19 protein-coding genes and 1 pseudogene are annotated in these 18,864 nt (G+C 69.6%); 11 read left to right on the top strand and 9 right to left on the bottom strand.

Features of this window, described 5'->3' with window-relative positions; translation table 11 throughout:
• Nucleotides 1–142: 142 nt before the first annotated feature.
• Nucleotides 143–778, top strand: a complete 636-nt coding sequence (locus OO71_RS13475; protein WP_033290081.1) for an MBL fold metallo-hydrolase — start codon at nt 143–145, stop codon at nt 776–778.
• A 576-nt stretch (nt 779–1,354) separates the two neighbouring features.
• Here OO71_RS13475 and OO71_RS13470 read toward each other — a convergent pair.
• Together OO71_RS13470 and OO71_RS13465 are read right to left on the bottom strand one after the other, a co-directional pair.
• Nucleotides 1,355–2,053, bottom strand: coding sequence for a DUF2334 domain-containing protein (locus OO71_RS13470; RefSeq protein ID WP_211260513.1), 699 nt, complete (start codon nt 2,051–2,053; stop codon nt 1,355–1,357).
• 62 nt (nt 2,054–2,115) lie between these two features.
• Nucleotides 2,116–2,979: a class I SAM-dependent methyltransferase gene (locus OO71_RS13465; protein WP_033290080.1), complete on the bottom strand. Its 864-nt coding sequence runs from the start codon at nt 2,977–2,979 to the stop codon at nt 2,116–2,118.
• Nucleotides 2,980–3,041: 62 nt separating this feature from the next.
• Between OO71_RS13465 and OO71_RS13460 the strand changes: the two genes are divergently transcribed.
• On the top strand, nt 3,042–3,437 hold the full coding sequence (locus OO71_RS13460) for a hypothetical protein (protein ID WP_156096278.1): 396 nt from the start codon (nt 3,042–3,044) through the stop codon (nt 3,435–3,437).
• On the opposite strand, the gene OO71_RS13455 is transcribed toward OO71_RS13460, so the two are convergent.
• Nucleotides 3,427–3,969, bottom strand: coding sequence for an NADPH-dependent FMN reductase (locus OO71_RS13455; protein ID WP_425388674.1), 543 nt, complete (start codon nt 3,967–3,969; stop codon nt 3,427–3,429). The two genes, OO71_RS13460 and OO71_RS13455, sit on opposite strands and share 11 nt — an antisense overlap.
• 332 nt (nt 3,970–4,301) lie before the next feature.
• Here OO71_RS13455 and OO71_RS51605 point away from each other — a divergent pair, with 332 nt between their 5' ends.
• Nucleotides 4,302–4,460 (top strand): hypothetical protein, encoded by a 159-nt coding sequence (locus OO71_RS51605; protein WP_162186068.1) that lies wholly within the window; start codon nt 4,302–4,304, stop codon nt 4,458–4,460.
• A gap of 53 nt (nt 4,461–4,513) precedes the next feature.
• On the opposite strand, the pseudogene OO71_RS53105 reads toward OO71_RS51605, so the two are convergent.
• From OO71_RS53105 to OO71_RS13445, 3 genes and pseudogenes are all read right to left on the bottom strand, one after another.
• A pseudogene (locus OO71_RS53105) lies at nt 4,514–5,017 on the bottom strand (patatin-like phospholipase family protein); the annotation flags it as partial.
• Nucleotides 5,014–5,952: a helix-turn-helix domain-containing protein gene (locus OO71_RS13450; RefSeq protein ID WP_051791516.1), complete on the bottom strand. Its 939-nt coding sequence runs from the start codon at nt 5,950–5,952 to the stop codon at nt 5,014–5,016. The pseudogene OO71_RS53105 and the gene OO71_RS13450, both read right to left, overlap by 4 nt.
• Before the next feature lie 48 nt (nt 5,953–6,000).
• Nucleotides 6,001–6,888: a phosphoribosylaminoimidazolesuccinocarboxamide synthase gene (locus tag OO71_RS13445; protein WP_033290078.1), complete on the bottom strand. Its 888-nt coding sequence runs from the start codon at nt 6,886–6,888 to the stop codon at nt 6,001–6,003.
• 47 nt (nt 6,889–6,935) lie between these two features.
• Here OO71_RS13445 and OO71_RS13440 point away from each other — a divergent pair, with 47 nt between their 5' ends.
• The gene (locus OO71_RS13440) at nt 6,936–7,730 is read left to right on the top strand and encodes an SAM hydrolase/SAM-dependent halogenase family protein (protein WP_033290137.1); all 795 of its coding nucleotides are present in this window, start codon (nt 6,936–6,938) and stop codon (nt 7,728–7,730) included.
• Here the strand turns inward: OO71_RS13440 and OO71_RS48775 are convergent.
• Entirely contained in the window at nt 7,613–8,494 is an 882-nt protein-coding gene (locus OO71_RS48775; RefSeq protein ID WP_169776534.1) for an MOSC domain-containing protein, read from the bottom strand. The genes OO71_RS13440 and OO71_RS48775 overlap by 118 nt on opposite strands.
• A 106-nt stretch (nt 8,495–8,600) precedes the next feature.
• On the opposite strand from OO71_RS48775, the gene OO71_RS13430 reads away from it, so the two are divergent.
• Complete coding sequence (locus OO71_RS13430) at nt 8,601–9,164, top strand: carboxymuconolactone decarboxylase family protein (protein ID WP_033290077.1); 564 nt, start codon at nt 8,601–8,603, stop codon at nt 9,162–9,164.
• Here the strand turns inward: OO71_RS13430 and OO71_RS13425 are convergent.
• A complete protein-coding gene (locus OO71_RS13425; protein ID WP_033290076.1) occupies nt 9,127–10,164 on the bottom strand; it encodes an Lrp/AsnC family transcriptional regulator in 1,038 nt (345 codons plus the stop codon). The genes OO71_RS13430 and OO71_RS13425 overlap by 38 nt on opposite strands.
• Before the next feature lie 132 nt (nt 10,165–10,296).
• Here OO71_RS13425 and OO71_RS46385 point away from each other — a divergent pair, with 132 nt between their 5' ends.
• The 6 genes from OO71_RS46385 (at nt 10,297) to OO71_RS13395 (ending at nt 17,765) form a co-directional block, all read left to right on the top strand.
• On the top strand, nt 10,297–11,454 hold the full coding sequence (locus OO71_RS46385) for a metal-dependent hydrolase family protein (protein ID WP_211260512.1): 1,158 nt from the start codon (nt 10,297–10,299) through the stop codon (nt 11,452–11,454).
• Between the two features lie 118 nt (nt 11,455–11,572).
• Nucleotides 11,573–13,129 carry an FAD-dependent monooxygenase gene (locus tag OO71_RS13415; RefSeq protein ID WP_033290075.1) on the top strand — a complete coding sequence of 519 codons (1,557 nt, stop codon included), beginning with the start codon at nt 11,573–11,575 and terminating at the stop codon, nt 13,127–13,129.
• Nucleotides 13,130–13,148: 19 nt separating this feature from the next.
• A complete protein-coding gene (locus tag OO71_RS13410; protein WP_033290074.1) occupies nt 13,149–14,555 on the top strand; it encodes an MFS transporter in 1,407 nt (468 codons plus the stop codon).
• A complete protein-coding gene (locus OO71_RS13405; protein ID WP_033290073.1) occupies nt 14,552–15,511 on the top strand; it encodes a pyridoxal-phosphate dependent enzyme in 960 nt (319 codons plus the stop codon). Before OO71_RS13410 ends, OO71_RS13405 begins: the two co-directional genes overlap by 4 nt.
• A 107-nt stretch (nt 15,512–15,618) precedes the next feature.
• Complete coding sequence (locus tag OO71_RS13400) at nt 15,619–16,308, top strand: response regulator transcription factor (protein WP_033290072.1); 690 nt, start codon at nt 15,619–15,621, stop codon at nt 16,306–16,308.
• The gene (locus tag OO71_RS13395) at nt 16,305–17,765 is read left to right on the top strand and encodes a sensor histidine kinase (protein ID WP_033290071.1); all 1,461 of its coding nucleotides are present in this window, start codon (nt 16,305–16,307) and stop codon (nt 17,763–17,765) included. Before OO71_RS13400 ends, OO71_RS13395 begins: the two co-directional genes overlap by 4 nt.
• Here the strand turns inward: OO71_RS13395 and OO71_RS13390 are convergent.
• Entirely contained in the window at nt 17,722–18,804 is a 1,083-nt protein-coding gene (locus OO71_RS13390; RefSeq protein ID WP_033290070.1) for a hypothetical protein, read from the bottom strand. The genes OO71_RS13395 and OO71_RS13390 overlap by 44 nt on opposite strands.
• Nucleotides 18,805–18,864: the final 60 nt, after the last annotated feature.

The following is an 18,864-nucleotide window of genomic DNA, read 5'->3' as shown; positions in this document are numbered from 1 at the left end:
ACTCGGGCCCCGCTCCGGGAAGGCCTCCGGTCCGTGAGGGGAACCTTCACGGAATCTGCTCAACAGGGAATCTGCTGGCCTGAAGGTGGCCTTCACGGCTTCGGGGCACCTAGGGTGATGGGGACAGGTAAGGAGAGACCTGATGCGGATCGTCCATTTCGGACACTCGTGCGTACTGCTGGAGACCGCCGGGGAGCGGATTCTGCTCGACCCAGGCACGTTTTCCACGGGATTCGAAGCCGAACGCGAGCTGTCCGCGGTGCTGATCACGCATCAGCACCCCGACCACCTGGACGTCGAGCGGCTCCCCGCCGTGCTCGCCGCGAACCCGGACGCCCAGCTGATCGTCGACCCGGGCTCAGCCCCTGCGGTCGAGCAGCTGGGAGTGGAATTCGAGGTAGCCCGGCCGGGTGATGCGTTCTCGTTCGGGAGCACATCGGTGTCCGTGGTGGGCGGCGAACACGCCGTGATCCACGCCGACATCCCGGTGATCCCGAACATCGGCTACCTGCTCGACCACGGCGCGTTCTACCACCCGGGCGATTCGTTCCACGTGCCCGAGCAGAAGGTCGACGTACTCGGCCTGCCGACGGGCGCCCCTTGGCTGAAGGCAAGCGAGGCGGTGGACTTCCTGCGCGCGGTCGCCCCGCGGCGCACGGTGCCGATCCACGAGGCGGTGCTTGCTCGACCGGCGATGCACTACGGGCTGTTCGAGAACCTGGCCCCGGAGGGGACCGAGGTGCGGGTACTGGAGCGTGGGGTGGCTACGGAGGTTTGAGGCTTTTCGCTCGGCTGGGTGGGGGTGGCGCTCCGGCTCGGTGGGGGTGGTGCTTCGTTCGTTGGGGGGTTCGACGGTTCGGCTGGCTGCGGGGTTGGCGCTTCGCTCGTTGGGGGGTTTCGACAGTTCGGCTGGCTGCAGAGGGTTGGCATTCCGCTCGGCACGGAGCCTTCGGCGCTCCGCTTGGCGGTGTGGTTCGGGGGGGCGGCCTTTCCGCTCCGCCGAGTTGCGGAGGTGATCGCGCTCCGTTTGGCGGAGGGTCTTCGGTGCTGTGACCGACGGGGAGACGTCGGCGGTCCAACCGGCAGCGAGGCTTCGGCGCTCCACCGGCAGCGAAACCTAGGCGGCCCAACCGGCAGCCAAACCTCAGCGCCCCAACCGGCAGCGAGACCTCGGCACTCCGACCGACAGCGAGGCTTGGGCGCTCCGACCGGAGTGGAATCCTCGGCGCTCCGATCGGCGAGGCAGTTTCGGCGCTCGTTGCAGCACGTCCCGCGCTCCGCTCAGCGGCCGAGGCCCTGACCTCCGTGCCCGCGGGCCCAGCCGGGCGCGTCGGCCGGGTGGGGTGGCCCCGGTTCAGGCGGCGGCGGGGTGGCGCAGTGAGCCGTACGTGCTGCCGAAGGCGCGGTTTTCCAGGGCGACGTCCACGGCGTCGAGCAGGGCCTGGCGCAGGCCTGGGCGGCTGAGGTCCGCGGCGTCGATGCCGAGGCGCACCAAGCCCCCACGCCTGGCGGCTCTCGCGGCGGCCAGTACGAGTGCGAAGCAGCGGACAGTCTCCGTCCGGTGCGACTGGCTCGCGAACTCCTGTACCCGCGCGCGCTGGACGTCGCCGGTCACTAGGTCTCGGACGGCGGCCTGGTCGGCGCACAGGGTGAACCCGTGTTCGCGAAGCGCCTGTACGGTGCCTGCGGACGCGAGCCAGCGCGGAGGCGCGAAGCCGTCGACGGTGAGGCCTGTTGCGTCGAGGGCGGCCTTCGCGGCGATCAGGCGTAGGCGCGCTTCGTGGGCGGGGAGCGCGGCGAACTCGGCCTTGCGACCCAGCTGTACGGCGCGATGTGTCGGCGGGATGCGGTGGTCGTAGCCGTGCAGGAGCACCGAATCACCGGCTTCGGCGCGCGTACGGGTCCAGGCTGTGACGGGCCCGTCCTCGGTGCGCGCGACATGCAGAATCGACAGCGGGACACGTCGACGTTCGAGTTCGGCCGCCAAGTGCGCGCAGCGGTGCAACGTGCGCGTGGTGACCCCGGACAGCGAGACCAGCAGACGAGCATCCACGCCACCATTGCGCCGCACCCGCGTAGCGATGGCCTGACAACGCCGTGAACTGCACGTAAGAGTTACGCGGCAGTCCGGCGGCAGTGCCACACCAGCATGGCCGGGACGTTGCGCGCGGCGGCGGCCAGTGCGTCCGGGATCAGGCCGTTGAGGGACCACGGCCAGAGGTCCCACGGGCCGCCGCCGGGGACGACTGGTGGGGTGGCCGGTTCCGGGATCGGTTCCTGGCAGCTGACCGGCGTCAGACCCGCGGCCAGGAACGCGCGCAAGTAGTCGCCGACTCGGTGATGGTGCGTGCGGACCCGGGCCGGGGCGCCGGTGGTCGTGCGGACGGACGGGATCGAGCCGCGCTGGACCTGTTCGGGGTGGACGTCGGACAGGATGAGGTGGCCGTCCGGGGTCAGGACGCGGGCGAATTCCGCGATCACCGGCGCGAGGTCCGGTACGTGGGACAGCGCGAGGCCGCAGAGTACGACGTCCTGGGTGCCGTCCTCGATGGGCAGCTTGTGCAGGTCGGCGACGTGGGTGAGGTCGGCCTTGGCGTGGCGGAGCATTTCGGGCGAGCTGTCCACGGCGACGACCCGGTGTCCGCGCTCGCTCAGGAGGCGGGTGAGGCGGCCGGTGCCGCAGGCGGCGTCGAGGGCGCGGCCGGGTGGGAGAGCGTCGAGGATTGCGGCGAGGTACGGCTCGTCGGCGAACGCGGCGTTCTCACCGGTGTCGTAGTCGGCGGCCCAGCGCGCGTACCCGTCGGTCGGGGCGAGCTGGGTGACCTCGACGCCGTCGGCCAGGTTCTCGTCGGCGAGCAGCGCGCGGATCTCGGCGAGGCGCGCGTCGACGAACTCTCGGTCGTGTTCACCGGTGAAAGCGCGCAGCAGTGCGCTCCCTTCGACGCCAAGAAGGTAGGCAAGGGGGTGCTCATAACTCACTCTTGCGGACGGTAACGGTGATTGTGCCGGTCGGCGACTGAATTTTGCGCTAGCGTCCGATGATGGTCCGATGGCGAAGGAACTCCGAGGAAACCGCCGCACCGTGGGAAGGGGCGGGCTTGGTCGCGCGTCCGGAACACATCCCGGTGCGACGGCGGACGGTGCCCGGCGTGGTGCTGTCCGCGGGCGAGGTCCGGGCGTCGATGCACGCGCGCGACCTGCGGGACTTCGGGCGTGGCCGGGTGGACGTCGTGGAGTCGATCGGTGACGGGCCGCTGGCCTTCCTGAGCCACGTCCGCGCGGCGGCGCCGAGTTCCCTTGCCGCAGAACAGGTCCGCGACCTTCCGGCCGACGCGGTGGTGCTGCTCGTCGCCGATCCGGGTACGCCGCCGGTGGTAGTGCTGACCGGCGCGGTCCGCGACGGTTTTCTCGAGTGGACGCAGCAACTCACGGGTTGACCGGGTTGACCGGGTTGACCGGCTTGGCCGCGTCGACCAGCCGCCGCACGGCAACCGCGATCCGGCCGCGCAAATCGGGGTCGACGAGCGCACCGTCCTCGACCACTTGGCGGGGAATGGGAATCCGGACACAGGCGTCGTCGACGATGCGGGTGCCGGCATAGGTGAGCGTCTTGCGGAGGGACTCGTGCGCGTCCGCGCCGCCGGTCGGCGCGGCGATCGAAGACGCGTTGATCCACGCCACGGGCTTGCCGTACATCTCGCCGCCGCCGATGGTCCAGTCGAGGAGGTTCTTGAAAGAACCGGGCAGCCCGCCGGCGTATTCCGGGGTACAGAAGAGGATGGCGTCGGCAGCCCCGATCGCAGCCCGCAACGCGGCGACCGGGGGAGGCAAGGGATCGCGGTCGAGGTCGGGGTTGAAGTGGGGGAGGCCGTCGAGGCCTTGGTACACAGTGGACGCGGTGAACCCGGCAGCGGTCGCGATGACAGCCGCGTTGACCGAACCGGCCCGCAGACTGCCGCTGATGAGCAGAATCACGGACGCCAGTGTGCCAGCGATACCGGGGTTGGGGTGGTTTTTCGGGAGGAGATTCGGCTGGCTGTTTCGACGTGGGACTGCTGGACCGGTGGGAGTACGAGACAGGGGCGCGCCGAGAGTGGGCGGGCGTATCGGCGGTGCTTCGCGGGTACGGGATGTGCTGACCGATTCGCCGACGGACGAAGGCCAAGGAACAGGCCACGAACAGCCTGCCCGGAACCGCGTACAACCTCAGCTCACTCCCGCACCACCCCTCCCGTTGGCCTTGTGCTCGAACGGCTTCTGCGGCAGCCGTGCGGGTCTCCGGGTCCAGCGGGTTGGGCCCGATGGCTGCGCGGGAAGGTTCGCCCGGTTCCACTACCGCCACCATCGCACCCTCGGCGCGGAGTTCCTCCACCGTGCGCAGCAAAGACTTCTCCACCGGGTACGGCTCCACAGTACCCACCGGCACGATCACCGTCACCTGGTCGAAACCCCTTGCGTAGTCGGCATTGTCTGCCGATCGGACGCCGCCGTCGATCGTTACTGCTGGCCAGATGCCCGGGCCGGCGCAGCTTGCTGCCACCGCGTCGACCAACGGCACCCCGGAAGCGCGGTCGAACACCACCGGCTCGCCCATTTCCGCTTGTACCGCAATGATTTTCACCAACCTCAGCGGCCATTCCCGTGACGGCAGGCGGGATTCGATCACTGCGCGGCGTCGCTCCTCCGGTACGGTTTCCGCCGACCGTGCGTACTTTCCCATCGCCCGGCGGGTGCCACCCTGCTGCAGCACCGCGGCGAACTCCGCACCGGACGTCTCCATGTCCAGCTCTGCCGGGATCTCCACTGCCCGCAACGCCGGATCTGCCTGCCGCGCATACAACTCCGGCAACGCCAGGCCACTACCCAGCTCCGCCGCGACCACCGACCCCGCCGACGTGCCCACCACCAGATCCGCTTCGGCGACCTCCTGGCCCGCCTCCGCGAGACCGGCGAGCAACCCCGTGGTCCAAGCGACCCCGGCAACTCCTCCGCCACCCAGCACCAACGCCCGGCTCATCCCTCTCCCCTTCCTTCCCCTCCCATTCTTCCCCACGGCACCGACAATTCCCGGATCACCGAGGTCAGCAAGGTTTGCGCGGCCGCCTTCGGCATTGCCAACGCCAGCAACGTCTCCGCCACCTCGCGGTACTTCGCCACTCTCGCCGGGCTCGAACTGCTCGCACTCTCCCGCAGCAGCCGCTCGTGGACGATCGACGGCAGGTCCGCGAAATCGAAAATCGTGAATCCCCTCGCCAGATCCGGGCGGCTGCCCGCCGGGACCACTCTCAGGTCGACCCGGCCTTCCGACAGCAACGCCGCCAGATACCGCACCTGCTCGGCCATCACCCCGGGCCCGCCGATCCTCCCGCGCAGCGCCGCTTCTCCCAGCACCTGCACGCACCGCGGGCCGGACTCCGGCGCCTCACACCGGGCCAGCCTCGACTCCACCAGCGGTTCCAGCGGCGACTCAAGCGATTCAAGCGACTCAGGCAGCTCCGGCGAAGCAGGCACCGGCAGCACTGGCGAAGCACGCGACGCAGCAGCTGAAGCAACCGCGCCCAAAGACCCGCACTGCACCGCTTTCGCGTACGCGCTCGTCTGCAGCAGCCTCGGCACTACCTCCGGCTCCCAGCCGAACACTGCCTCCGCCGTACGCTCCCACTCCAAGTACGCCTCTTCGCCGCCGCTGTCTATCCAATCCTGCTCTCGCGCTCCGCGCGCCATCTCCACTATCCGCCTGCGATCGTCACCGATCACCCTGCAGTGCGCCAGCACCGCTCCCACGTCCTCCGGCTTCGGCAACCGCAGTCCGCGCTCCCAGTTCGTCACGAACCCAGGCGTCATCCCCAGCAACCGGGCCAGCTCTCGCACACCCAGCCTTCTTCTCTCCCGCGCCGCGCGTAACTCCAGGCCCAACGCCCTCGCGCGCGGTGTTGCGTACGGTGTGGCCATGGTTGCAGTCTGTCATGGGGTGCCGACAGTTTTCGGGGTTCTCTCCCCCTAGCCCTCTCCCCAGTCCCCCAACGACAACCCCGTCATTCTCCCGTACGCCTCCACGTACCTCCCCCTCGTCGCCTCCACCACCTTCCCCGGCAACTTCGGCGGCTTCTCCCCCGACTCCCTCCTCCACCCCGACTCCGGCCCCGTCAGCCAATCCCGCACATACTGCTTGTCGAACGACGGCTGTCCCCTTCCCGGCTCATACCCCTCCGCCGGCCAATACCTCGACGAATCCGGCGTCAGCACCTCGTCCGCCAGCACCAGCTCCCCCCTCTCGTCCACCCCGAACTCCAGCTTCGTGTCCGCCAGCAGGATTCCGCGCTCCGCCGCCAATTCCGCGCCAAGGCGGTACACCGCTAGCGTCGCTTCGCGTACCTCCTCCGCCCGCTTCGCGCCGATCTTCGCGACCACATCGTCGAATGACACGTTCTCGTCGTGCTCGCCGATCGCCGCTTTCGTTGCCGGCGTGAAGATCGGCGTCGGCAACTTCGAGGACTCCTCAAGCCCTTCCGGCAGCTGTACGCCGCACAGTGCGCCCGTACGCCGGTAGTCCGCGTACCCGGACCCCGCAAGGTATCCACGCGCAACAGCTTCCACCGGAAGCATCTCGAGCCTGCGTACGAGCAGCGCGCGTCCGCGTACCTCCTCAGGGATGCGCGGGTCGTCGTACGCGACAAGGTGGTTCGGGATCAGGTCCGACAGCTGTTCAAACCAGAACACGCTCATCGCCGTGAGTACGCGTCCCTTGTCGGGGACGGGCGGGTCCAGGATGAAGTCGTAAGCGGAGATGCGGTCCGAAGTCACGAGCAACAGGTGGTCGTCTCCGACCGCGTACAGGTCCCGGACCTTGCCGGCGGCGATCTTCGGGTAATCGGCGAGCGTCGTCACCGCTGCACCCTAACCCGCGGCCCGGCTCATCGAGGATGATGCAGGTCATGGCCTACCCCTTGATCTCGTTCACCTCCGACTACGGGCTGCGTGACGGCTTCGTGGCCGCCTGCCACGGGGTCATCGCAGGCATCGCGCCCGACGTACGCGTCCTCGACGTCAGCCATCTCGTCCCACCGCAGCAGGTGCGCCATGGCGCTGCAGTGCTCGCGCAGACCGTGCCTTTTCTCCCGAAGGCCGTACACCTCGCTGTGGTCGACCCTGGCGTCGGCACCGAGCGGCGTGGCGTCGTAGTGGTCGCTGGGCACGGACTGTTGGTCGGCCCGGACAACGGTCTCCTCGTACCCGCCGCAGAGGCACTAGGCGGCGTCATCGGCGCGTACGCGCTCACTGTGCCCGAGCGTGCGTCCGCCACCTTCCACGGCCGCGACGTCTTCGCGCCCGCAGCCGCGCAGCTCGCCCTCGGTGTCCACCCGGCTGCCCTCGGCCCTGGCGTACCCGAGCTCGTACGGCTGCCGGACCCGCTGGTCGCCGCGTTTCCCGGCAAGCTCGTCTCGGACGTGCTGACCGTCGACCACTTCGGCAACGTCCAGCTCGCCGCCACCCCCGCCGACCTCGAGCTGACCGGCCTGACCAGCGGCGTCACCGTGCACAGCGAGCACGTCGCCGTCCCCGCCACGATCGGGCGGACCTTCGCCGACGTCCCGCCCGGCGCGAACCTGCTCTACCCCGACTCGGCTGGCAGGCTCGCCGTCGCCGTCAACGGCGGTTCGGCAGCCGCCGTACTCCGGATCGGCTCTGCCGACGAATGCACCATCACCGCGTCGCCGACAGCCAGCTGACCGGCCTTCGTCACCGCCGCCTTCATGCCGAAAGTCACGCCGCCGTCGTCGTTGCGCCGGTACGTCGCGAGCGTGCGGATCGGCTCCGGACCCGACCGCTCGCCGGTCTCCTGATCGACCATCGGCACCGCGCACCGGACGCACAGGTTCGCGTACGCGATCTCGACGGCACCCGCGTGCAGCCTGCGCACGGCGTCCTCGGTGTGCGGTTCCGCCCAGCCGCGCACCACGACATTCGGCCGGAACCGGTCCATCGGCACCGGCTCCCCGCCGCGCTCCGCGATCCGCTCGTTCAGGCTGCCCAAAGAGGACTCCGAAATCACCAGCATCGCGTGCCCGTCGGCAAAGGCCGCCGTTCCCGCCGTTTCGCCGCTCGTCACGCGCTCGTGGTCGGGCGCCACTCCGAGCAGCACCGACGGCTTTCCCACCACCGTCGAAAACCACTCGGCCGCTGCCGGACCCTGATGCACGCCTTCGCCGCTCCAGCGGAAGGTGCTCGCCGGATGCCGCGGACCGTCCTTCCGCACGTCGATGACCAGGTCCTCGACCCCCGGCGCCGACAACTCGAGCCGGCCGCCGACCAGCCGCGGCCGGATCGCCGCCATCACCGGGAACCGCCGCTGGCTGCGGAAATCGCCGTCCGGCGCGGCGACGAGGAACTCCCGGTCGTGCGCGAGCCCGGCCGGAGTCACCTCCGCGGACGGCACCGAGGTACCTGCGCATCCCTTGACCGGGTAGTACGTGAGCCGCGAGATCGTCGCCATCCCGCCGAGGTTACCTGCCTGCAGTTTTCCTGCGCCGCAGCGGCCCGGACGGCAGAATCCGGGCAAGTTGCGCTCCCCTCATGGGACACCCGGCACGGTGATCACCATGAGAGTTCCTCCCCTCCCACCCGCCGAACTGTCCGCCGAGCAACGACTGGTGGACGGCCTGGTCCGCGGCCTCCTGACCGGACCACTGCCCTTCCGGGCGACGGCCGGGAACGGCGCCCTGATCGGCCCGTTTCCGATGCTGCTCCGGTTCCCCGAGTTCTCGCGTCCGTTCCTCGAGTGGTACCTCGCCGTCGCAAGCCGGAGCGTGCTCCCGTCCCGGGTGCGGGAGGTCGCGATCCTCACCACCGGATCGCGGTACCGCGCCGCGTACGAGGTCTATTCACACAGCCGGATGGCCGTGGCGGCCGAGCTGTCCGACGGTGTCGTGGCCGCACTGGCCGCCGGAGAACGCCCCGCGGAGCTGACGCCGGAAGAGCAGGTAGCGCACGACCTCGCGTCCTGCCTCTACCGCGGCGGCGCGGTACCCGGCGTGCTCTATCGCGCGGCGATCGCCGCCTTCGGCGAGACCGGGATGGCCGAGCTGGTGTTCCTGATCGCCCAGTACGCGAGCATTTCCGCAATCCTCAATGCTTACGACGTTCCACTGCCGGAAGAGGACTGAACTCGGGCAGCAGCGGCACCGACCGGATCGACCGCCCGTCTTCGTCGAGAATCCGGCCGAGCAGCTTGACCGTGCGCTGGACCACGGCACGATCCTGGACCTGCAGCGTGGGCAGCGCCTGGCACATCCTCCGCTCCACCTCGCGCACCTCCGCCGTCGACCGCAGCCACACGTCGATGACGACGTTGTACGGCCCGGCCACGAATCGGCTCGCCCGTACCCCCGGCAGCGACCGGATGCGTTCCTCGGCCGCGTCGAGGTCCCGCACGTCGAGCGAACCGAAGAAGACCGCAGCGACGCTGTGCCCGGTGAGATGGGGCGAAGTGTCGCACCGGAACGTGACCAAGCCCGCGTCGACCAGCCGGGTCAACCGGCGGCCCACCGCCACCGGGCCGATCCCCGCGTACTCGGCGAGCCGCTCGAACGACATCCGCCCGTCGACGGTCAGCGCGTGGGCAATGCGGTGGTCGGGTCCCTCGAGAACTCCGGCGTGCGCCGGACGTTTCCGCGCAGACCCGGCAAGCCGGCGCCGTTGTTCCGAATCCAGCGCCCCGTCCCGCCACCGGCCCGCCTCGACGGTGGACGAAGTGACGGGGTGGCTCTGCACCTCCGTGATGCCGGGGAGGTGCTCCACCCGGTCGAGGACGTAGCGCGAGAGCGTGCCGAGATCCGGCGCCTGCGCGAGGGCGAGAATGTGCCGCGCTCCGGACATCAACCGCACCGTCGGCGCTTCCACGTCGCCGGCCAGGAGGCCCGCCACCTCGCCCGAGCGTCCGGGCGCGCAGCGGATTTCGACCAGCGCGCAGGTGGGGGTGATGCTGCCCGCCGGATGTGCGGTGACCCACGCGACCCCCGCCGCCTGCATGCGCGCCCAGCGCCGGGCGACCGTGGCCGGGTCGACGCCGAGTACGGCAGCCAGCTCCCGCCAGGTCGCCCGCGCCGACGAGCGCAGCGCGTCCACGATGGCGAGGTCGAGTTCGTCGAATGGTACGTCCGGCATCTCGGGTGATAGCCCCTTTCATGCATCCGGCCACACCTTTCCGAAGGGAACAGGCAGCAGGACCGGCCAAACGCAAGATCGTCTTAGCGTAGCAGCGTTCAGTGATCGGAAAACTGCGAACGGATGTCCTTCATGGAGATCGAGAGCCAGTCCGCGCTGCGGGTGCACAACGTCCGCCTCGTCGACGGCGTCAGCGCCACCGCAGTGGCCGACGCCGTGCTCGAAGCCGACGACGAGGGCCGGATCAGCTACGCCGGGCCGGCGCACGAGGCACCGCCTGCACGGCCGGGGATCCCGACGATCGACGGCCGTGGCGGCACCTTGCTGCCCGGGTTCTTCGACTGCCACCTGCACCTCGGCATGGCCTCCGACCGGTCCATTGTGGACGAAGCGCTGCTGACTGATCCCGTCCTGCGCCTGCTGCAGACCACCGAACGGCTGCGCCGGACCCTCGACGCGGGAATCACCACCGCCCGCGACCTCGGGGGCCTTCCCGCCGGCTTCCGTACCGCCGTCGCGACCGGGTTGCTGACCGGGCCGCGGCTGCAGGTCGCGGTCGGGATCATCAGCCACACCGGCGGGCACGCCGACACCACGCTGCCCGGCGGGGCGGACCTCGGATTCGACTTCTGCGAGCTCGCCGACGACGAACACGAGGCCCGCAAAACCGTGCGCAAGCTGCTGCGAGCCGGCGCGGACGTCATCAAGATCTGCACGACCGGCGGCATGAACAGCGCAGGTGACGATCCCGACGACGAAGACCTGCGGTACGCGGAAATCGCCGCCGTGGTCGACGAAGCACACCGCCATCGCGGCCGCGGCGTCGCCGCGCATGCGCAAGGAAGAGCCGGCGTCCTGGCCGCGATCCGCGGTGGCGTCCGCTCGGTCGAGCACGGTTTCGGCATCGACGCCGAAGGATGCGCGCTGCTCGGCGAAAACGGCACCTTCCTCGTGCCGACCCTGTCAGTGGTCTTCCGCCGTCCGGACCCGGACCGGATGCCGCATTGGGCGTACGAGAAGAAGGTGCGCTGGAACGAACGCAGCAAGGAAAACATCGCCGCCGCCATCGAGGCGAAGGTGGCCATTGCCGCCGGAACCGACGCCGGGATCGCCGAGCACGGCCGGAATCTCACCGAACTGCAGCACCTCGTCGCGCTCGGGATGAGCCCGATGGCCGCCATCCGGGCCGCGACCTCGGAAAGCGCCCGCCTGCTCGGGGTTGCCGACCGGCTGGGCAGCCTGCGGACGGGCCTGCTCGCCGATGTCGTGGTCTGCGCGGGCGATCCATAGCGGGACATCGGGTTGCTGGCCGATCCGCGGAACATCGTCGTGGTCGCCCAGCAAGGCGTGATCCGGAAGAACCTCCTCCCCTCGCCGGCGCCCGCACCCCAAATCCCGGAAGGACACCATGCCTGACACCTTCGACACCGACGTGCTCGTCATCGGCGCCGGACCCACCGGCCTGACCCTGGCGTGCGACCTGTCGCGGCGCCTGGTCACCTCGCGGATCATCGAACGCGACGCCGAGCCGAGCCGGGCTTCCAAGGCGAAGCGCATCCAGTCGCGGTCTCTCGAGGTACTCGACGACCTCGGCGCGGTCGGCCACGTGCTGGCGCGCGGGGTCGCCGAGCTGCCGATGCGTTTCCACGAACCGTCCGGCGCAGTGGACAAGCCCTCGATCGGCGCCCGGGCGGACGACGCCTTCCGCACGCCGTACCCGGATGCGTTGTGGATCGGCCAGTTCGACGTCGAAACCGCGCTGCGGCAACGCCTTGCCGAACTCGGCGGCAAGGTGGAGTTCGGGACCGAAGCGATCGGGATCGAGCAGGACGACGACGGCGTCACCGTCACAGTGCGGACCCGGGACGACGAGAAGACCTTGCGCGCCCGCTATGTCGTCGGCGCGGACGGCGGCAAAAGCAGTACCCGCAAGCTGTCCGGAATCCCGCTGGTCGGCAAAACCCACGACGAGCAGCGCTGGTACCTCGGCGACGTCACCGTGGCCGGGCTCGACCGCGACCACATGCACATCTGGCCGTCCGAGCGCGGCATGCTCGGCCTCACGCCGCTGCCCGGCACCGAGCTGTGGCAGTTCCAGAGCCCGATCCTGCCTGCCGACGAACCGGGGGTCCCGTCGCTCGAGTTCTACCAGCGGCTGTTCGACGAACGCGCGGGCTCGGTGCAGCTCACCAGCGCGACGTGGCTGTCGGTGTACCAGGTGAACGTCCGCATGGTGGAGGACTACCGCAAGGGCCGCGTCCTCCTGGCCGGCGACGCCGCCCACGTGCATTCGCCCGCCGGTGGGCAGGGCATGAACACCGGCATACAGGACGCGTACAACCTCGGCTGGAAGATCACCAGTGCGGTCGACGGCGCCCGCTCGGCCCTGCTCGACACCTATGCGGCCGAACGGATGCCGGTGGCCCGCGCCGTACTCGCGTCGAGCACGGACAAGATGACCAGGACCATGGCGCAGGCAAGCCGCGGCAGCGAGGACGGGCTGGGTTCCGCGCTGGCCGACATGGTCGACAGCGCAACGACCACGGGCCTCGGCATCCACTACCGAACCAGCCCGATGATGTACTGCGACGGCGAGGAAACCGATACCGGGCCGAAGGCCGGTGACCGGGCGCCGAACGTGCACGGGCTCAACGGCGGCGATCTCTTCTCCCTTCTGCGCGGGCCGCGCTGGTCGCTGATCACCTGGAACCACGACGAGCCGGTACTCCTCGGCAACGCGAAGCCGACCCACCTGCAGGTACTGCGGATCGGCTCCGCTCCGGACAGCTCCATTGTGGACACTTCGGGCGAGTTCCCCGACGTCTACCGGCCCCGCCCCGGCGAGCTGATCATGATCCGGCCGGACGGGCACCTCGTCGCCAGGGTCGCCGCCGAGCACGAGAGCGACCTCATCGCCCACCTCGCCCCGTTCCGGTCGAGCGGCACCCGCGTCCGGCCGGCCTGACCCGGAAAGGAGGAGCCGGATGACCCTGCACACGCATTGGGACAAGCTGCTCGCCGGTCAGGTGGCCGTGCTGATCCTGGTGAACGCCATGGTCGACACCGTCATCGGGGCGCCGTTGCTCGTCCTGCCCCAGATGCTCGAGCACTTCGGCACCGACCAGGCGGCGTGGCTCAACGCGAGCGCCATGCTGGCGGGTGCCGTCTGGGCCCCGCTGCTCGGCAGAATTTCCGACCTGCACGGGAAACGCCGCGTTCTCGTGGCAACGCTCGTCGCGGCCGCTGCGGGCGCATTGGTGTGCCTCGTCGCGCCGAACCTCGGGGTGTTCATCCTCGGCCGGTTGCTGCAGGGCGCGGCGGTGGCGTCGATGTTCCTCAGCGTCGCGCTGATCCGTGACCTGTGTACGCCCCGCGTTGCCATGCCGGTCGTGGGCATCGTGACTTCCGGGTCGGCGGTCGTCAGCATCGTCTCGCCGGTGCTGTTCCAGCTCGCCGCGGCCCGGTTCGGCTTCCAGAGCGTGTTCGTGGTTTCCGCGATCGTCGGGGTCCTCACGGCGATCTGCGTACGGGGTCTCATGCCCGAATCGCCGGTGCGGTCCAGCGGCCGGATCGACCTCGGCGGAGCGCTCCTGCTCGGCGGCGGGCTCGCCGGCATGGTCGGCTACCTGAGCCTCGGCTCGCGATCCGGCTGGTTCGGTCCCGGCCCGCTGGCGCTTCTGATCGCCGGAATGACAGCCATCACCTGGTGGTTCCGCGTGTCCAGCCGCAAACCAGGGGCGGTGATCGACACGCGCAGCCTCACCCGGCCGCTCGTGCTCACGCTTCTCGTGGTCGTGCTCGGCACCGGCGCCTACCAGAGCGTGCTCCAGCTGGTCAGCCTCATGGCCGCGGTCTCGCCCGGCCTTGGCCTCGGCTACGGGCTCGCGACCAGCGGCGCCACCGGATTGCTGTTCGCGATGCCCTCGATCGGGATCATGGCAGGCGGCACGCTGGCCGGTGCACTGGCGACGCGCATCGGACCCGACCGGACGCTCGCCGCCGGAGTACTGCTCGGGGTGCTCGGTTCGGCAGGCATGTTCGCCGGTGCGTCCAGCTTCCCGGCCGCGATGTTCTTCGCCCTCGTGCTGGGACTCACCGCGGGCACCCTGGTGACGTCCGGATTCAACCTGGCCGGGAGCCTTGCCCCGGCCGAGCGGCAGGGCAGCGTTTCGAGCCTGGTCACGGTGATGCTCGCGATCGGTTCGGTGGTCGTGAACTTCGTCAGCTCGGCAGTCCTCAGCTCCACCTCGGTGGTCGTCGGCGGGACGACCATGCGGTCGGCGACCGGGGTCTTCAGCACGATTGCCATTGCGCTGGGCGCATTCCTCCTCGCCGCAATCCCGGCCGCCCTGCTGGCCCGCCGCACCGCACTGTCCGGACGCGCCGCATGACCCCGCTCACGCTGGACGACGTGCGCGATGCAGCCGAGCGGCTCGACGGCGTTGCCCACCGCACTCCGGTGGTCCGTTCGCGCACGCTTGACCGGCTGGTCGGCGCCGAGGTGCTGGTGAAATGCGAGAACTTCCAGCGGGCAGGCGCATTCAAGTTCCGTGGGGCGTACCACGCTGCCTCGCGGCTGTCCCGAGCACAGCTGGCCGGCGGCATCGCGGCGTACTCCTCGGGCAACCACGCCCAGGCGGTCGCGCTGGCCGCTCGGGAGCTGGGCGGCCGCGCGGTGATCCTCATGCCGTCGGACGCGCCACAGTCCAAAGTGGAGGCAACGATCGGCTACGGCGCGGAGGTCGTCACCTACGACCGTTACTCCGGCGATCGAGCAGCCATCGGCAGGGCGCTGGCAGCCGAGCGAGGGCTGACCCTCATTCCGCCGTACGACCATCCGCACGTGATCGCCGGACAGGGCACCGTGGCGCTCGAACTGGTGCAGGACGGAGGAGAACTCGACGTGCTCGTGGTCCCGGTCGGTGGCGGTGGCCTGATGGCCGGCTGCGCGACCGCCGCCACGAGCCTGTCACCGGGTATCCGGATGATCGGGGTGGAACCGGCAGCCGGTGACGACACAGCGAGGTCGCTGCGCGTCGGACGACGCGTGACCATCGAGGTGCCGCACACGATCGCCGACGGACAGGCCCTGCCGTGCCCCGGCGAGCTCACCTTCCCGATCAACCAGCGCCTGGTCGACGCCATCGCGCTGGTGACCGACGACGAGATCCGCCACGCCATGCGGTTTGCGTTCGAGCGCCTGAAGATCGTCGTGGAACCGAGTGGTGCCAGCGGACTTGCCGCGCTGCTGGCCGGGCGGGTGGACCATCGGGCCGGACGCGTCGGCGTCGTCGTCTCCGGCGGCAACGTCGGTACCCACCGCTTCACCGAGCTCTGCCGGCCGTGACGGCGAGTGTGACGAGTCCGCACGCGCGCGTCACGGTTCCGCACGAAATGCCACGGCCCCGGACAGTTCCTTAGGATTCGGGCACAGACCCGATCTTGGGAGGCTCCATGCCGCGGCTCCTGCTCGTCGAGGACGACCGGGCGCTGGCCGAAGCGCTGACGATGGCGCTTGCCGCGCTCGGGCATGACGTCGTCGGCGCGGCTACCGGGGAGCGGGCGCTCGAGACGTTGTTCACCGACCGGGTCGAGGTCGACTTCGTGCTGCTCGACGTGATGTTGCCGGGGATCGACGGGTTCGAGGTCTGCCGCCGGATCCGGGCGCGCAGCCGGGTGCCGCTCATCCTGCTGACCTCGCGTGGTGACCCGATCGACGTCGTGGTCGGGCTGGAGTGCGGGGCGGACGACTACGTGGTCAAACCTGCCGAACCGCGGGTGCTCGACGCGCGGATCAAGGCCGTCGGCAGGCGGGCCGTGCCGGACCCGGGTACCCCGGCCGACCTGCTGCGGATCGGAGACCTGGCCATCGACAGCGCCGCGATGACGGCGACCCGCGACGGAGCCGAACTCGCGCTCACGGCCACCGAGATCCGGCTGCTCGTCGAGTTCGCGCAGCACCCCAACCAGGTACTGAGCAGGCAAACGCTGCTCAAACGCGTGTGGGACTACGGCTACGTCGGCGACTCACGGCTCGTCGACGCGGCGGTCGCCCGGCTGCGGGCGAAAATCGAGGACGATCCGGCGAACCCGGCGATGCTGAAGACCGTCCGCGGGCTCGGTTACCGGCTGGTGACCCCGTGAAACTGCCCACCTGGGGGCTCCGGACGAGGGTGACAGCGGCGGTCGTGCTGGTCACGACGACGGCGACCGCCGTGATGGCTGTCGCAGCGGCAAGCCTGCAGAGGGACAATGTGATCGACGGATTCACTTTCGCAGCGGAATCGTCGTTCGGAGCCATGTTCGGTCAGGTGTGGCCTTCGCTGCAGAAGACCATCGCGAACGGGCACACCGATACCCCCAGTTTGATCAGCGCGGTCAGTGATCCGACAGCGAACATTTCGCAAGAGTGGATGCTCTACGCCAAAAGCCCGGATGGCTCGATCAAGATGGTCACCTACGCTTCGACCACTGCTTTGCGGACTCCGCAACCGGCTCCCGTCCGGGTCAACGACCGGCCTGCCGTCATGGCCACGGTCGCGGACAAGGTATTGGTGCGCACGGCCAGCCCGGCCGACTTGCAGACGGCGACCACGGTCGACCCCGAGAGCGGGCAGAAGCTCCTCGTGGTCAGTGGGAACTACGCCGATTACTGGATGGTGGAGTTGTTCGACATGACCCCGCTCGAACTGAGTCTGGCCGAGCAGCCACAGAAGCTGGTGTATTTCGCACTCGCCGTGGCCACGCTGGGGATCGTCGCCGCGGTCTTCGCCGCCTGGCACATCCAACGCCCGGTGCGCCGGGTTGCTTCTGCCGCACGGGAATTGGGTGACGGGACCTACGACGTGCGCGTTCCGGTCAAAGGCCGCGACGAACTCGCCGACCTAGCCGCGTCCTTCAACACCATGGCGCAGCGGATCAGCGAGTCGATCGAGGAACTGCGGGCGAAAGACCGTCAGCAGCAACGGTTCGTCGCGGATGTCGCGCACGACCTGCGGACGCCGCTCGCGTCGATGGTCGCGACCGTCGACGCTCTCGAAACCACCGGGCCGGAAAACCGCGCCACGCAATTGCTCGGCACACAGACGCGGCGGCTCGCGCGGCTCGTCGAGGACCTGATGGAGATCTCGCGTTTCGACGCCGGGTCCGCGGACTTCCGGCCCGAGCCGGTGGACCTGCCCGCGCTCGTCGAGGACGCCATCGAGGTCAACGTGCCCGGCACGGAGGTGCGGGTGCAGACCTCCGGTGACCTGGAGGTGGTCGCCGATCCGCGGCGCGTGCATACCGTAGTGGGGAACCTGCTGGTCAACGCGGTGCGGCACGGCCGGGCGCCGGTCGTGGTGTCGATCGAGGGCGGGGAGGACGTCACGATCCGGGTTTCGGACTCCGGCGCGGGAATCCCCGAGGAGCTGCTGCCGATCCTGTTCGACCGGTTCGTCCGCGGCGATCAGGCGCGGCAGGCGACCGAGGGCAGCGGTTTGGGGTTGTCCATTGCCCGCGAGAACGCGCTGGTCCACGGCGGGACGCTGACCGCGCACAACGACGACGGCGCGGTGTTCACCCTGACACTCCCACGGCGTGCGGTTTCCCCACCAGCGTGATCTCGCGCGGGGTGTACCCGTCGAAGTACGCCATCGGAATGTGCGTGAGGATCAGGAATGCGGCGGCCAGCGCGCCCAGCTGTGCGACGCGGAGTTCCCGGTTCTGCAGCCGCAGAAACAGGACCACGGCGAAGTTGCAGACCAGCAGGAATCCCCAGCGGGCCTCGTCCCAGCCGCCGAACGCGAGCAGCGCCGGTGCCACGATTGCCGCGACAGACAGCAGATCCCGGTGCAGGATCAGGTATCCGCCGATCACCACGAGCAGAATCGGGACCAGGTAAAGCAGCACGTCGGTGATGGAGTAGATCCGCCAGCTTTCGACCTGGGTGCGGGCGAACAACCGGAGCGCATCGTCGCGGAAGGGAAACTGGGCGTCGGCGAGCTTTTGCTGGAACTTCGCGATTGCTCCCGGCGCGGCCGGAGGCAGGGCGAGCACGATCAGCCCGGCGACCGCGGGCGGCGCGACCAGCGTGCAGACCCGGCGGAAGGGCATCTTCTGCAGGAGCACGAGCGCGAACACCGGAAGCACGGTGAGCAGCGCGATTTCGTGCGTCAGAACGGAAAGCACCATCAACCCGCTCGCCACGACCGGCCGGTTCCGGTGCAGGGCGAACAGCGCGGCGAAGAGGAGCAGGTAGATGGCCTGGTCGTAGTAGCCGACCTCGTGGAACAGGTAGCCGCCGGACGGCACGAGCAGCCAGCCGATGAGGACGAACCGGGCGCTTTCCGTACGGCTGCGGAGGAACGCGACCGTGATCACAGTCAGCAACGCGGCGAGAATGAGAAAAGCGGCGGCCGCGAAGAGCCAGTAGTGGTAACCGGCGATCGCGGCGAACGGGTGCAGCAGGGTACCGATGAGAAAGCGCCGGTGGAAACCGTCGGCGAGGGACGCGGTCTGAAGCGTGACGGCCCATGCGCCGGGAAGGCGGAATCCGGTGTACGCGGCGAGCCCGAGCGCGACGACGAACAGTGCGGTGGTGACCCGGCGGGCGGGCCGCGTCACTGGCGGGGCCGGGGCGCGTTCGAGCAGGGCAGTCATCGGATTCGGTCCTCCACAAAGGTTGTGGAGTCCACGCTAGAAATCGATCACGCCGCCGAT

This window comes from Amycolatopsis jejuensis (genome assembly GCF_000717335.1).
In the GTDB taxonomy this organism is placed as follows: Bacteria; Actinomycetota; Actinomycetes; order Mycobacteriales; family Pseudonocardiaceae; genus Amycolatopsis; species Amycolatopsis jejuensis.
The sequence above is the reverse complement of the archived record's forward strand: the minus strand, read 5'-3'. Positions and strand labels throughout refer to the sequence as shown.